Origin of the sequence: uncultured Eudoraea sp. (assembly GCF_947258925.1) — a bacterium.
Taxonomy (GTDB): domain Bacteria; phylum Bacteroidota; class Bacteroidia; order Flavobacteriales; family Flavobacteriaceae; genus Eudoraea.
This window is the reverse complement of the sequence record NZ_CAMYKG010000049.1, coordinates 1-14,500: the sequence shown is the minus strand read 5'-3', so window position 1 is coordinate 14,500 and position 14,500 is coordinate 1. Positions and strand designations below refer to the sequence as shown.

9 protein-coding genes and 2 tRNA genes are annotated in these 14,500 nt (G+C 38.7%); 2 read left to right on the top strand and 9 right to left on the bottom strand.

Annotated features, from left to right (window positions below; all coding sequences use genetic code 11):
* The 3 genes from Q0X77_RS14200 to Q0X77_RS14190 all read right to left on the bottom strand — a co-directional run.
* A partial coding sequence (locus Q0X77_RS14200) for a nuclear transport factor 2 family protein (protein WP_297798438.1) occupies nt 1-3,743 on the bottom strand: 3,743 nt, incomplete at its 3' end.
* 179 nt (nt 3,744-3,922) lie between these two features.
* A tRNA-Arg gene (locus tag Q0X77_RS14195) sits at nt 3,923-3,994 on the bottom strand.
* A gap of 87 nt (nt 3,995-4,081) precedes the next feature.
* Nucleotides 4,082-4,600 carry a peptide-methionine (S)-S-oxide reductase gene (locus Q0X77_RS14190; protein ID WP_297798436.1) on the bottom strand — a complete coding sequence of 173 codons (519 nt, stop codon included), beginning with the start codon at nt 4,598-4,600 and terminating at the stop codon, nt 4,082-4,084.
* 203 nt (nt 4,601-4,803) lie between these two features.
* Between Q0X77_RS14190 and Q0X77_RS14185 the strand changes: the two genes are divergently transcribed.
* The gene (locus tag Q0X77_RS14185) at nt 4,804-5,901 is read left to right on the top strand and encodes a DUF4421 family protein (RefSeq protein WP_297798434.1); all 1,098 of its coding nucleotides are present in this window, start codon (nt 4,804-4,806) and stop codon (nt 5,899-5,901) included.
* A gap of 124 nt (nt 5,902-6,025) precedes the next feature.
* On the opposite strand, the gene Q0X77_RS14180 is transcribed toward Q0X77_RS14185, so the two are convergent.
* The 3 genes from Q0X77_RS14180 to Q0X77_RS14170 form a co-directional block, all read right to left on the bottom strand.
* Complete coding sequence (locus Q0X77_RS14180) at nt 6,026-7,063, bottom strand: transporter substrate-binding domain-containing protein (RefSeq protein ID WP_297798432.1); 1,038 nt, start codon at nt 7,061-7,063, stop codon at nt 6,026-6,028.
* A gap of 36 nt (nt 7,064-7,099) precedes the next feature.
* Nucleotides 7,100-9,988: a two-component regulator propeller domain-containing protein gene (locus Q0X77_RS14175; protein ID WP_297798429.1), complete on the bottom strand. Its 2,889-nt coding sequence runs from the start codon at nt 9,986-9,988 to the stop codon at nt 7,100-7,102.
* 283 nt (nt 9,989-10,271) lie between these two features.
* Entirely contained in the window at nt 10,272-10,499 is a 228-nt protein-coding gene (locus tag Q0X77_RS14170; RefSeq protein ID WP_297798427.1) for a hypothetical protein, read from the bottom strand.
* Nucleotides 10,500-10,797: 298 nt separating this feature from the next.
* On the opposite strand from Q0X77_RS14170, the gene Q0X77_RS14165 reads away from it, so the two are divergent.
* Nucleotides 10,798-13,341, top strand: a complete 2,544-nt coding sequence (locus tag Q0X77_RS14165) for an adenosylcobalamin-dependent ribonucleoside-diphosphate reductase (RefSeq protein ID WP_297798424.1) — start codon at nt 10,798-10,800, stop codon at nt 13,339-13,341.
* A 79-nt stretch (nt 13,342-13,420) separates the two neighbouring features.
* On the opposite strand, the gene Q0X77_RS14160 is transcribed toward Q0X77_RS14165, so the two are convergent.
* From Q0X77_RS14160 to Q0X77_RS14150, 3 genes are all read right to left on the bottom strand, one after another.
* Complete coding sequence (locus Q0X77_RS14160; RefSeq protein ID WP_297798422.1) at nt 13,421-13,759, bottom strand: GIY-YIG nuclease family protein; 339 nt, start codon at nt 13,757-13,759, stop codon at nt 13,421-13,423.
* 300 nt (nt 13,760-14,059) lie between these two features.
* Nucleotides 14,060-14,133, bottom strand: a tRNA-Asn gene (locus Q0X77_RS14155).
* 4 nt (nt 14,134-14,137) lie between these two features.
* Nucleotides 14,138-14,422, bottom strand: a complete 285-nt coding sequence (locus Q0X77_RS14150) for a GIY-YIG nuclease family protein (protein ID WP_297798420.1) — start codon at nt 14,420-14,422, stop codon at nt 14,138-14,140.
* Nucleotides 14,423-14,500: the final 78 nt, after the last annotated feature.

Sequence of the window (14,500 nt, the reverse complement as noted above, 5' to 3'; positions counted from 1 at the left end):
CCCTGGGTAAAGGGAACAAAATGCAAATGGAGCGATTCCGGGGGCTGCTCAGCTCCCTGATAGACCTTTATGTTTTTGATCTGACCCAGATTTACCATGGTCTGCATAAATTCATTGAATTGCTCCTTGTTCCAATGCCCTTTAAAAACTTCGCCTCTTCGCCAATAAGTTACTGAGTTGGCTGTTAGTTGATCTGCGTTAAAAGGTATTTGCATGGCCCCCAGCGAATGCCCGTCGGGAGCAGACAGGTATACCTGAATATGCTTACTGGACTCGTTAATGATGAACACCCCACATCTGATAAAAGGAATGCCCAGGGTAGTGAGTTCATTCCAAACCAAGGGGGTAATGCGTTCCAGATCTTCCGCTGAACGCATACTTGCAATTTGCCCTCTAACCCTATCTAACGATGCCTGTTTGGTAGCTTCATGTGCCTGAACTTCGGCTTTTTTGAGGTCCAGAAAACGGGTATAGGTTTGCTCAAAGGACTTGGCAAATCGTCCAATAAATTGAAGTGTTTCATTCCTACGAGGATTAAATGAACTGTATCCAAGGTACCCTTGTTTGAAAATCGCATGGGTTTGGTATAGGCAACCGGAAATATTCTTTTTAAAGGTTCGATAAGTTGGGCCTTTCCTGAAATCCGGATTTTTACCAAGTTCATTGACATATGCTACCAATGCGGGACCTTTTATTTCATAGACGCAAATTGGATCATTGTTTTTCCAAGCTTTGAATACAAATTTTACATCTTTGAAATCCTTAAATTTTTGGTGAATTGGTGTGGGATTAAACTGGCCATCGGTGTCTGTATACCATGACTTCATACCTTTTAAATCTTCATCAAATATGCTAAACCAACACCAACGAAGTTGAACACCAAGTCCCTTCAACTCTTCAAAAAGGACATATGCAACATCAGATAATTCCTCACTCCTATGCATAGCCATGGTTCGGCTTCTCACTCTTTCCAATGCTATTTCGATTTGAGCTTCCCTGGTTTGTGCCTCTGCTTTTTGCAGGTCGAGGAAACGGGTATAGGTTTGTTCGAAAACTTTGGAAAAGCGCTTTAATATAGTGCGATCATTATCAGTGATATCATTATTCTTTGCCATGGCCAAAACACCATATTTATGATTGGAATCAACAATTTCCATACGATCCATTCTCTTCTTTTTCTGGATCCTGATGAAACTTTCATGCCCGGTCATTTCACTTAGAGATTTCGCAATTTCATCTACTTCCTTCAGACCTCTCCAGGATAGATATGAAAATTCTTCTCCTGCTCTCCAGCTCTTTATGGAAGATTCCTCAAAAGGTGCAAGCGGTACTCTGGCTGTATAAGCTTCATCTATAACCCCTTCTACAGGAGAAAACCAGCAATTGGAATATCCTTCTTCAATAAAAAATATATTGATCCAAACCTGATAGAAATCCAGTTCCAACTCAGAAAATTGCTGAAAAAGAACCATTACCACCTGAGCAAGCTCATCAGTTTTATGCATGGCCATAGATGCTGCACGCACCCTTTCTAAAGCAGCTTCAATCCTTGCTTCCCGTGCCTGGGCTTCGACCTTTTGCAGGTCAAGGAAACGGGTATAGGTCTGATCAAATACCCTGGCAAAACGGATCAATAATTCCATAGTCTCATCTGCTACAGGTTCATTTGTGGTGCAAAGAAGCAAGCCTTTGGAGAAAAAAGCCGCCTGCTGTACTCTTCTGCCTTTAATATTGGAATCGTCTATAGGTAACTTAACATCTTTCTTTATATAGCGCACCCAGTCCTTTAGCTTTTGACCTGAAAGGTCAATTACCAAAGATTCTTTACCTTCTTTCCAGGCTTTATGTATTTTAGACATGGTTGTGGCTTCTTCTAAAGACCCGCTATATTTATGTTCCAGCTGACTGCCAATTTGGTCCGTAACCCATAATTCCAACAGGTTTTCTTCCTCTTTGATGATACAAATGCTTATGCGATCGGGTAAATTTCCCAGCCGGGCAAATTGTTCAAAGAGCACCTGAGCCGTTTCAGGAAGTTGCTCGCTCTTATGCATGGCCATAGAACTGGCTCGCACTTTTTCCAATGCGGTTTCTATTTGCGCTTCCCGGGCTTGTGCTTCTGCTTTTTGAAGATCCAGGAAACGTGTATATGTTTGTTGAAAAACCTTTCCAAATCGCATGAGAATGGTATTATCTTCATCAGAATAAGGAACTCCTTGAAAATTTTCGATATACAAACCAACATTGTCTAATAATACTGTGGAAATAGCTAATCCGGGATAACTTAAATAATGATCTTTTACTTCTTTAGGTGACTCTGGAATAAACTCGAAGAGGTCTTGGTAGAACTTATTTTTTTCTTCAAAACCCAAAAGGTTAGTAAAAAAATTGTTCCCTTTTTTCTTAGCTTTCTTAAAACTATTCCAGTGTGCACAATCAAAATACGGAAGTATTATTTCAGGAAATACAGCTTTCTTGTCAGCAAGCCAAATGTGCATATCTTCATTATCCTTATAATCCATAATAAAACCAGTATGCTCAATATTGAGGTTTAACTGGATGAATTGGTCGTATACTACCTGGATTACTTCTTTAAGTTCCTCACTCTTGTGCATGGCCATAGAACTGGCTCGCACTTTTTCGAGTGCAGCTTCAATCTGCGCTTCCTTTGCCTGTTCTTCGGCTTTTTTCAGATCCAGGTATCTCCTGTAGGTTTGTCCAAAAACCTTAGCAAATCTGTTTAATACCTTAGCTGCTGCTTTTGAAAAAGGATTTTCTGCAAAGGCAAAAAGAATACCCGAAGAATAAAAGAAACTATTGTGATATACATTTTCGGGTAATGATTTTAAATCTGCATTAAATGGGTATTCGGTTTCATTATTAAGTGCTGTATAATATTTAAGTACGTCTTTACCAATAAAATCGTAGGTATAGCCTTTCTTTTTACTTTTCCATGCTTTTTTAAGTCCCACCAACATGGGATGTATGGTCATATTTAACATCCCCATTTTTAAATCAACCTTACCACTGGGCGAATAATTTACAGACCATGTTTCCATATACTCCGTTCCTTCCAGGATCCCTATTCCGCAGCGCAGCGTTTTGTCAAGACCCAGCTTCATCACTTCATCATATAAAGTGATTACAGTAGCCGCAACATCCTCACTGTTATGCATAGCCATCGTTTTGGATCGCACCCTTTCAAGGGCAGCTTCAACTTCCAATTCCCGGTTTTTATCCTGCAGTTCCGCCATTTTTTCCTCCAGGCTTTTTTCGAGGAATTCCGTTCTTTTTTTCAGATCCTCTATGGGCCATACTTCATTATCTGCACGTTGTGGGTCCGGGGTAGAGGTGTGTGAATGGATCAATAACCAACGCCCATCGCGATACTCAAAAATAAAACTGATGCGGAATTTAAGTTCGTTTTTAATTTGCTTTACCCAAACAGTATTTACAATATCATCTGTATAAATGGCGCCATTGCCCTGATTCATAACCTTGCGCAGCACAGGTGTAAATGCAAAGTCCATTTTTAATCCCTCTGCCAGTTTTTTTTGATTTTTTATTTGTTTCAAAAAGGCGGCTTTGGATTTGGTAAGCTCGTTTTTACCTGCGCCAAAATTCATGACATCCTCGGCCAGCAAAGGCGTCATTTCTTCAAGGGGCCTGTCGAACAAACAAACCTGTATTACAGTATTATAAGCTTCGTCTAGAAGTTTTTGTTTGGCTTTGGTTAGCTTCATTATGAATAGATACCGGCAACCCGGTGATTAATATTATTCCGTATCATAGTCTGGAATAAATTAAATTTTAGCCTTTACCTCGTGCAAAGAAATCAGACAATCTTGATTTTACAAGATTGCTGCTTGTTTACTAATATACTTAAGATTTTGGAATAATGAGGAGGTATGAAAGAAGATAGTAGCCTCACCAGGAATCGAACCTGGATCTAAAGTTTAGGAAACTTCTATTCTATCCGTTGAACTATGAGGCCAAATATTTCCGTTGAAAAATATAAAGGGCACAAAAATAAGAATTTTTAGTACGCAGTTGGAAACTCCTATTTTATTTTTTGCCTTTTTTACGCTTCATCAGTTTTTGTAGCCGCCAGAGGAGACTCCTTAACGTTCTTTGGAAATCTTCTTAGTAGCATTTGTAATTTTGGATGTATATAAGTTTTGCAAAAAGGTTTGTCAGGATTTTGCAAGTAATAATTTTGATAAGGCTCCGGTGACATTTTAAACTCCTTAAATCCGAATACTCTTGTTACCAGCTTATTGTCAAAATCTTTTTGAAGTTGTTTAAGGATGTTAGCCGAATCTCTGTGTTGCATTTTATTATGAGTATAAACCGCTGAGCGATATTTATCCCTCATGGAGTGGTTAGCAGTACAATTATGCGTATACAGGTGTACTTCAATTAATTTTTCCAAAGAAATAATATCACTTTTAAAATGTACTACTACAGCTTCATGGAATTCTTCCGCTTCAACAGCTGAAATCCAACCCTGTTGCACTTTTATGACGCCATGAAGGCATTGAAATATGGCCTCCGTACACCAATGGCAACCTCCGCCAAAACCAATTTTTTCTATTCTCATTTAATTCTATAGTAAGTTTTATTTGCAATAAAACACAGCAATATTACAATTCTCCCTTTAAGACGAAATAAATTCGAAAGGCTTACTGATGATGTAGTTATAGCAGTTAGCACTTCGTTTACGGAACTCTTTTTGAGTACGAGATTTGAAAAGAATTAAGCAACCGGCACATTAATTTTCGATATCTTTGATACCAATGCTTCATGTTCCCGCTTTTTAAGATGGCACTCAACTACAAAATAAATCTTTCCGGTTGTTATAAGATATATAACAGTAACAGGATTACCAACAGAACATTGATTGGTGCCTTTTTAAGAAAGAAATTACTGCTGCTTTTTTTTGTTTTGACTACTTCGCTTTGCTCGTCCCAGGAAATTATGGTTAACGATACTACAGATAATAAGAATCTAATTGATTCATTGCTAATTGATCACGACTTCAAAAACTGGTCTGTTCGACTTTTTGGAAATATCAAGGCACAGGGTTTTGATTTGGCAAATGATGATGTTCAACTTAGCTATATCCCAAATAATTTGTATGGCATTGGGATAGGGGTGGCAACACGTAAGCTTATTCTGGATATCGCATTTAATATAAAAGATAAAACCACGGAGAATACGGACAGATTTGACCTTCAAGCATTATTCTTCATTAAAAACCATAGTTTCGACTTTTTTTTTCAGATATATGATGGCTTTAATGTTGAAAATTCAATAAATGGAAATTCAGTTTTCAGGGGTGATATCAGGTCTATTGCCACTGGGATAGATCATTTATACCTTTTTAATAAAAATGCCGAATACCAAACCAGGCTATTGATGTCGGGTCTTGAAAGTGAAAGAGAGGATATATTTTCATTTGGGTTAGGGGGATTCTTTATATATAATCAGATCTCAGCAGATGAATCTATTGTCCCTGCTGAATTCGCCCCTATTTTCAATGAGCAAGGAAGAATTACCAAAGTAACCAGCTATGGGATTGGTGTTAAGGGAGGTTTGGCCGGACTTTATAATCTCCCCTCCAATTTTTTTATAGGTGTTAGAGGAGAGGCAGGAATTGGATTGACTATAAAGAATATAGATGCGGAGAGCATCTCTTACAACTCCAAAAATCCTGTTTTATATAAACTAAGAGGAGCTGTAATATTTGGATACCTGCTGAGACGTTTTTATGCAAATATTGCTTTTCGAGCTGGATATAATTCATCTAATCTTGGTTTTGGGAACAATGGTGCTTTTACCTTGTTAAGTGGAAAGCTGGCATTGGGGTATAGAATTATAGGAAATAAGAAGTCCAATTAAGCACGGAATTATTTTACGATTAAAGCAGAAACTTCTTCACATTATTAGATTGAATCAGGATCCGTTAAATCTAATGACCAGGGAATAAATAAGTATGGATACAATTCTTATAAAACTGCATTATTTAATCTATCTGCAAATTGTATTTCCGTAAGAGTCCGTGCCAGGTCTTGTCATTAATCTTCCGTACCAAAATAGGATTGATCCATTCGAGCTCCTTACTGTTTTTGGGCAGGAAAAAGCTTTTATACTGTTGATTAAAATTTACAGGCAACAATGAAACCTTAGCTTGCAGTTTCATTTTACCTATAAGATAGTCCAGTACTGTTTTGTCATAGACAAAAACTTCCACTTTTTGGGCTGAAAGCGCCAGAAGAGCATCCTCAGCATTATCGTAAAAAACTGTCGCCTTTATATCATTTTGTTTTAAAAAATCTTCGCTACTTGATCCATGTACGCTACCTATTTCCTTTACATTACGTATATCCTGAAGATCTTCTATGGTCCTGCTAAGTGAATTTACAGTAAGTGTGGAAGCAACGGTAGCGGTAAATCCTGAGATTATCAATATTGCAGTAAACATCCAAATCATAGCTATGGCCCGGCCCATCTTGGTCTTAGGAGCTTTGTCTCCATAACCTACAGTTGTCATGGTCACTGCAGACCACCAGAAACCATCAAAGAGGCCCAATATGTTAGGTCGGAATTGCCGCCGATTATGCTTACGTTCCACCAACCATAAAATAGTCCCAAAAACAAATATGGTTAATACCAGTAGTAAAACGAGTCTGAGAAATTGTCTTGAGAAAAAGTTGTTTAAAAAAATCCTTACTTGGCTCTGCTCTGCCTGAGAGGTAGCTACCCCCGTGAATGAAACATAAAAAGGCTGCGTTACATCCAACAAGGCTAAACGGACTTCGTTTACATGAATCGGATTTATTGATATATCAATTTCTTCAAAGTCGAGTGCGCGTATTAATCCAAGATGATCATTGTATTCAACGATTTCAAAATTAACTCCCTTTTCATCGGCAATACTCTTCCATAGGTCCAAACTAAGACCTGTGTACTCATCTCCATCTTTAATGACAAAAGGGGGTTCAACCTTTACACCAACTTTAAGGGTTTCCAATTCCTGGCTGTAACCAAAAAATAAGCTCAAAGACAAAAAAGACAAAAAAAGATGTTTTATCACGGCTTAAATAATTTGTTCTAAATATGAGGCAAATATTTGGATCGTCTTAAGTGTATATTGGTCAAATAGATCCTCTTTGTTCGCATATATCGTTAAAATCGCATTCTTATTATTTATATAAAATGGCACGCTTATAGCGGCCTTATAACCTTCTATTCTGGAGTCCTTTTTATCTAAGAGTACATTACTTTCTTCCCCAAGCCGGTTAAAGATAAAAGCCTTTGCACCGGAAATACAATAAGCTGCAAGGGAACTGCCGGGATCAAATGGGGTTTTTGCAGATGTAAATCCCTTAACTTTCTCAGAATATCCTTCAAATTCAATGTTCCTTCCCCTTTGAACACCTATCTCAAAAGCTATTACTCCGGGTAGTTTTAATAAGTCCAGAGATATGGTTTCCAGTACCATATCCCATTTCGTATCCGGTCGAATCTTTATAAGAAGGCGATGCATGATTTCAAGCGCCAGGAGGTTTGCCTTTCGTTCGCGATGTTTCATTCGAATTTCTTCACGCACTTTTACCAAATCTGCTTCTTGCTGAATTACCTCATCTTTTTTTGCCTCCAGGCCTTTACTGAGCGTAATCATAATATTAGTGACTTTGCGCTTTTGTGACCAGAAAACCAGTGCAATAGCAGCAGTTAATAGTAGAATGATCAGCCATACTAATTCTTTACGTTTAAACCAATAATCCTTTACAATAAGTTGCATTTCCTGTGCATCACTCCATAAAAAAGCACCTTCTTTTTTTGCTCTAACGGCCAATGAGTAATTATCTGGCTGTAATCCCTTCAAACTTAATGTTCCCTTAACTGAAGGTGAAGACCAGGGGCTATCATTTAACCGATGTTGGTAAAAAGTTCTGAACCCATGAAATGAAGGGGCAATGTAGTTTATCTTAAATTCCTGATCAGGGGATATTTGATAGTTTTCCGTTTTGATAATTTGTCCGTCAAGCAATGTTGATATAAACCATGGCTTATTACTTTTGCCGGGTTGTGGAGTACTGTTTAAAGAATGTACAACACCTTCAGCCGTGCCAACCCAAAGCCGACCCTCCTTATCGGATTGAAGACATCGGTAGGTCATTACCCTGCTGGGCAGACCACTTTCCTTCTGCATGACTATAGTATTTCCCTCTTTATAGCGAAGAACACCCTCTGTATCAAAAGACACCCATATACTACCATCAACCGAATGGGTAACGGCCTTCAGCTCTAAATTACTGTATTCTGGTCCCAGATCTACCTTGCTAATACGCTCCAAATCATGCCGCAGTAAGCCATCTGTAGAAGCCAGCCAGATAATTCCGTTGTCATCTACAGTGAAATCATGTACCTGGAAAATGGGACTTGTATAGAAATCAGGGCGAATACTGAGATTTATGAAATTATCCTTCTCCGGAAAATAACGATACAGGTAGGTGTCCTTCCCAATTCCTGATGCATATATACGGCCATTTTCAGTTTCCCTGAGACAAATAATTCGGTTTTCAAGGCCCTGTTCCAGGCCGTATTCCTTAAAAGTACCGTTAGGAAAAATACATCCTATTCCCACAATGGGCTGGTCTCGGGGCGCCTGGGCCACCCATAACCTGTTATTACTATCACCTGCCAAATAAAAAATTCCTTCACCCCTTTGCTCAAGATTAATTTCTCTTAGTTGCTTTCCTTGTTGATTAAGCTCAAAAAGTTTACCGGTACTTGTACCCGTCCATAGCCTATTTCCTTTAGTTGTTAATGCCGTAATTGTTCCAAGCGAGGAAGTAGGAAGTTGTTCCCCATTGTAACCGTAATCTGTTTTTTCTATCCGATAAAGGTCCCCAAAATTCACAAAGATCTTGCCGTTATCCGCAATGGATATGGCGGTAGTATTGGCATTTGGGATAGAACCTATACTCTCAAAAAATCTCTTTTGCAAAATCCCTAACCCTTCTGAGGAACATATCCATAATTTATCATCGGAGTCTAAAACGATATTATGAATATTCTTAAATGGAAGTTCATTGAGTGAATGAGGATCATTATTACTAAATACTTTTATAAACTCCGGTATTTCCCCATGGGTTCTATCTAAATAATACAACCCTAATTCCTTTATACCCAGGTAAATATTATTTTTGCTGTCCAATGCCAAAGCAGTTACCTCTCCCGGAATAGACTGGAAGGATTCTTTGCCTCTTATACGCTTTCCTTCCGGGCTCAGTTCAATTCTATAAACTTTATCGCCAGCGATCCAGAGTTCGTTACCATTGGACTTCATGTCGTGAATTTCTGGAAATGAAGTCATCAATTTAAGTGATCGGGCTTGTTCATCATACAAATGAAGAGATCCGTCACTTTGAGCTACCCAGACCTGGTTTCCCACTTCGCTAAAGAAAAATTCCAGCCCGCGTTTAGATTTGTCTGAAATCCCGGGTATAATAAGTTTTAAATCACCTGAAGAAATTTTATGGATTTTCCCTCCGGGTTGTCCCACTAAAAGGGCTCCGTTGCTCCTTTGAAAAATTCGGTTGGGATAATAAAGACCATTGTCATTTGGATTTATAGATGCTTTTTGAAATAGTGATATCCTGGTAGTATCCAATCCAGGCTGAATAAGGCTAATACCGGCATCATGGCTCAAAAGCAGCCCTTGGTCCACTGCAGCAAAATACTTTCCATATTGACTGGGAATGTATTGTGAATAGTCTTTAAAATTTACGCCGTCAAATCTGACTAATCCTGAATCTGTGGCCACCCATACAAATCCCAGGCTATCTCGAACCACATGTCTAACTTCATTTGAGGGCAGTCCATTGGCTTCTGTATACCTGGACACATGCATGTTTTGTCCACTCATTTGATGGATCATGCCGGAGAGCATTATTCCTATTATCAATATTTTTCGCATTATTTTGAAAAATGTAAACAGCTATCTAAATATAAGAAATAGCTTGTTCTCCGGCACTATAAAAATATTTATCGGCTGATTATTATTAGGATCGAGAAACTTCGGAGGTTCCGGGTTCTATTTTTTATTGGAAGCAGTTTTGCAAAATAGGTACAGGCATTTACCAAAATGCATATCCCTTGTTAGATGAATATGGGTTATACAAAAAAGTCCGGTAAAATACCGGACTCTCATCTTTATAAACATTGAAGTGAGTTTGCTCCTCTTCAGTGGTATTTGATTCTTAGTTGCAGGTGTTACCCAATAACTCAAAGGCTGCAATAAATTGATCAAAGGTCACGCCTTCTAAATCTACCGTTTCCCATTGTCCCGGGCTTGTAGCTGCTACAGTACCATCTCCGTTGTCACAATATTCTGTTGTTATATCCTGAGTTGCTACCGTAATGGTAGATGTTTCAGAGTTGTCTATTACTTCACCATCATCATCACTGCAGGCAACGAATCCTAACATTCCTATGGCTAAAATTCAACTCAACTCCTTTTTAGTGTAAACTTTTACCACTTTAAATAAGCCTTATCTTCTTTAATATTGCCTCTTTTGGAGTGGACAACAGACACTAAATCAAAAAAATTAGCTGGCAATAATTCAATTAATTTGTTAACTATTTATTGTTGATAAGGTCTTACTCCTATTATTATCAATGAGTTAACTATTTAACCCTGTAAACTTTATGATATTTGTCATAGAATAGCCTTTCAGATAATCTCAATTTTACCACGCTTTACTAATCAACTAAAACAAATCATCCATGGCCGTACAAAGTATTCCCTCTAAAAGAAAAACGTATTCTCAAGAAGAAGCCTTTCAGTCTAGTTTAGCCTATTTTGAGGGCGACGATCTCGCCGCCAGGGTATGGATAAACAAGTATGCCTTAAAAGATTCTGAAGGCAATTTATATGAGATTAATCCTAATGATATGCATAGAAGGATTGCGAAGGAAATAGCTCGTGTGGAGCAAAAATACCCTAATCCCCTTCCCGAAAGTGCCATTTATGATCTTATCAAAAACTTCAGATATATTGTGCCGCAAGGCAGTCCTATGGCGGGTATTGGCAATCCTTTTCAAATTGCTTCTTTGTCTAACTGTTTTGTTATTGGGAATGAAGGCGGTTCCGATTCCTACGGAGGAATAATGAAAATTGACCAGGAACAGGTACAATTAATGAAACGACGTGGCGGTGTTGGACATGACTTGTCCCATATCCGGCCTAAAGGATCTGCAGTCAGGAATTCAGCTTTAACATCAACCGGGCTGGTGCCATTTATGGAGCGTTATTCAAATTCTACAAGAGAGGTAGCACAGGATGGTCGCCGAGGAGCCCTTATGTTATCAGTCTCAATTAACCATCCTGATGCGGAAGATTTTGTCGACGCCAAAATGGAGCAGGGCAAAGTTACAGGAGCCAATGTATCTGTTCGGATTGATGATAATTTTATGGAAGCTGTTGAGAGCAACAAGCCTTATATTCAAAAGTTTCCGGTACATAGTACCACACCAAAGGTTACAAAAACCATTGACGCCACAAGCTTATGGGACAAAATAGTGCATAATGCGTGGCAATCCGCAGAACCTGGAATCTTATTCTGGGATACTATCATCAAAGAATCTGTGCCCGATTGTTATGCCGACCACGGTTACCAAACAGTCTCTACTAATCCGTGTGGCGAAATTCCGCTATGCCCTTATGATTCCTGCAGGTTATTGGCCATCAACTTGTTCTCGTATGTGGAAGACCCGTTTAGAAGTACTGCCAACTTTAACTTCCCCTTGTTTAAAAGACATATTGCAGTAGCTCAACGTATTATGGACGATATCATCGACCTGGAACTTGAAAAGGTAGAGGGTATTCTGGATAAAATAAAATCTGATCCCGAATTAGAGGAAACCAAAGCCGTGGAAATACGACTATGGGAGAGGATAAAAGAGAAAGCCCTGCAGGGCCGGCGAACCGGAATTGGTATTACAGCAGAAGGTGATATGCTGGCCGCGCTGGGACTGAGATATGGAAGTGAAATGGCAAATGAATTTTCAATTGAAGTACATAAAACAATTGCCTTAGAGGCTTACAGGGCTTCGGTAAACACCGCAAAAGAACGCGGAGCTTTTGAAATTTTTGATGCAGACAGTGAAAAAGAAAACCCTTTTATTCTTCGCCTTAAAGATGCGGATGAAGAACTATACTATGAAATGCTGGAATACGGCAGACGAAATATTGCCCTATTGACTATTGCTCCTACCGGTACTACAAGTTTAATGACCCAGACTACCTCAGGAATTGAACCGGTATTTCTACCCATATACAAACGCAGGAGAAAAGTTAATCCTAACGAGAAAGATACCAATGTCACCTTTGTGGATGATGTTGGTGATTCATGGGAAGAATATCTGGTGTTTCATCATAGGTTTAAACAATGGATGAAAGTACGTGGGCTGGATACAGAAAAAGCATATGATCAGGAAGAACTGGATGATATTGTGGCCAAATCTCCTTATTATAAAGCCACTTCAAACGATGTTGATTGGTTGAGTAAAGTTCGTTTACAAGGTGCTGTTCAGAAATGGGTAGATCACTCCATAAGCGTTACTATAAATCTTCCTAATGACGCTTCAGAAGAACTGGTAGGCAAATTATATATGGAAGCATGGAAGGCTGGCTGTAAAGGAGTCACCGTATATCGTGATGGCTCAAGATCAGGGGTTCTGATAGCTACTGAAAGTGATGCTGAAGAGATGCTCACTGCATTTCCTGTTAAACGCCCTGAGGTCCTGGAAGCAGATGTGGTACGCTTTCAAAATAATAAAGAAAAATGGATTGCCTTTATTGGTCTTATCGATAAGCAACCTTATGAAATTTTTACCGGATTAGCCGATGATGAAGATGGGATTTTAATCCCACGCTGGGTAGATGACGGATTGATTATTAAGAATAGGGATGAAGACGGAAGTTCCCGCTATGATTTTCAATACAAGAATAAAAGAGGTTATAAAACAACTATTGAAGGCCTGTCGCATAAATTCAATCCTGAATATTGGAATTATGCCAAACTTATTTCCAGTACCATAAGGCATGGAATGCCAATAGTAAAAGTTGTAGACCTTATCAGTAGTCTTCATTTGGAAGGTGAATCATTAAATACCTGGAAAAATGGAGTAGCCCGAGCTTTAAAAAGATACATTACCGACGGTACAAAGGTAAATGGGCAAAAATGTGAGAATTGCAGATCGACGAATCTAATATACCAGGAAGGATGTCTGACTTGTAAAGATTGTGGTTCCTCCAAATGTGGATAAAAATATTGGCTACCAGATCAGGGTTTTTTTGTTTAAAATAAAAGAAAAAAAAGCCACCTATTTGTGAGGATGGCTTCTGCTATCTTTTATAGTTTACTTTTAGAAGTGTTTTTCGAATTATCAGTTTTAGCATTCTCTTCCCTTGGGTGGTTTTGAAATATGATTCACGGCGCATAGCATCCTTTTTACTAAGGAAAAACTCACAATAAATTAGTTTAAGAGGCCTTCTTTTTGAGGTACTAATAGTTCTTCCTGCATTATGATTTCGTATTCTTTGTTCCAGATTGGTGGTGAATCCGTGATAAAGCAGAAGGTCCCTTTGGCTCTGAAGGACATATACACAGTAAGGAAGAATCATGCCCTTAAAATAAGTCCTGTTAATGCATAGTAAATGCATAAATGAAAAAAAACCATGCATTATACAAGGGTTTAAATTGATATGTCTATGAAGTAGCACTATGTACACCTCACAGCCAAGTAGTGAGCTTGCTCAACTACTTGGCTCTCCCAAAATTTCTGACAAAAAAAGCCACCCACTTGCGTGGATGGCTTCGGTGTAGCGCTGAAGTGAGCTCTGCTCTACTTCGGTGCTCCCCCTCTTGGGCTTCCCGCCGATGGCGGGATAAACTTCTCTCCCAAGTTTTCTGACAAAAAAAGCCACCCACTTGCGTGAATGGCTTCGGTGTAGCGCTGAAGTGAGCTCTGCTCTACTTCGGTGCTCCCCCTCTTGGGCTCGAACCAAGGACCCTCTGATTAACAGTCAGATGCTCTAACCAACTGAGCTAAGGAGGAATATTTAATTATATCTTTTTTTTAATTTAGAAATCAATTCAGGATATTCCTTTAAATTCTGAATGTATTTCCGGCTTTTCATGTTCTTAATATGTTTTTCAACTTTTCTTGCCTGTATTCTGTCAGAACAATCAATGGTTAAAAATACTTTCCAATCGTTAACAGAACTGGTAAAAGAATCTTTAAAAAAGCCATCATTATGTTCTTTCAATCTCCTGACAACATCTTCTGATTCCCCGATATAATATCGATTCAATAATTCAGAACAAAGAATATAAACATAATGCAAATCAAAAAAATTATGAACTTGACCCCGTAACTCTAACCTCCCGATAGCTATCGGGATGAGCTAAGGAGGAATTTAAGC